This is a genomic window from Albidovulum salinarum, assembly GCF_025673475.1.
Classification (GTDB): Bacteria; Pseudomonadota; Alphaproteobacteria; order Rhodobacterales; family Rhodobacteraceae; genus Albidovulum; species Albidovulum salinarum.
In genome coordinates, this window is record NZ_JAOVQO010000065.1 from 1 (window position 1) to 1020 (window position 1020).

Genomic DNA, 1020 nt, shown 5'->3' on the forward strand with positions numbered 1-1020 from the left:
CTTCACCGTCCCGGTCACGTCCGTCGTGCGGAAGTAGAACTGCGGACGGTAGTTGGCGAAGAACGGCGTGTGGCGGCCGCCTTCTTCCTTCGTCAGGATGTAGGCCTCGGCCTCGAAGTGGGTGTGCGGCTTCACCGAACCCGGCTTGCAGAGAACCTGGCCACGCTCGACGCCGTCACGGTCGATGCCGCGCAGCAGCGCGCCGATGTTGTCGCCCGCCTCACCACGGTCAAGCAGCTTGCGGAACATCTCGACGCCGGTGCAGACCGACTTCTTGGTGTCGCGGATGCCGACGATCTCGACTTCGTCGCCGACGTTGATCACGCCGCGCTCGACCCGGCCGGTGACCACGGTGCCGCGGCCCGAGATCGAGAACACGTCCTCGATCGGCATCAGGAACGGCTGGTCAACCGCGCGCTCGGGCGTCGGGATGTAGCTGTCGACGGCGTCGATCAGCGCGCGGATCGAGTTCTCGCCGATCTCGGCGTCGCGGCCCTCGAGCGCGGCCAGAGCCGAACCCTTGATGATCGGAATGTCGTCGCCCGGGTAGTCGTAGGACGACAGAAGCTCGCGCACTTCCATCTCGACCAGCTCCAGGAGCTCCTCGTCATCCACCTGGTCGACCTTGTTGAGGTAGACGACCATGTAGGGGATGCCGACCTGGCGGCCGAGCAGGATGTGCTCGCGGGTCTGCGGCATCGGGCCGTCGGCCGCGTTCACCACGAGGATCGCGCCGTCCATCTGCGCCGCACCCGTGATCATGTTCTTGACGTAGTCGGCGTGGCCCGGGCAGTCGACGTGCGCGTAGTGACGCGTCGGGCTCTCGTATTCCACGTGCGCGGTCGAGATCGTGATCCCGCGCGCCTTCTCTTCCGGCGCCGCGTCGATCTGGTCATAGGCCTTGAAGTCGCCGAAATACTTCGTGATCGCCGCCGTCAGCGTCGTCTTGCCGTGGTCAACGTGACCGATGGTCCCGATGTTCACGTGCGGTTTCGTCCGTTCGAATTTTGCCTTTGCCAT

At 65.2% G+C, this 1020-nt stretch carries 1 protein-coding gene; it reads right to left on the reverse strand.

The genetic code is table 11. The annotated features are described in order from the left end of the window. Nucleotides 1-1020 (reverse strand): elongation factor Tu (gene tuf, locus OEZ60_RS22120; protein WP_263341035.1); only part of this gene is annotated, 1020 nt, incomplete at both ends.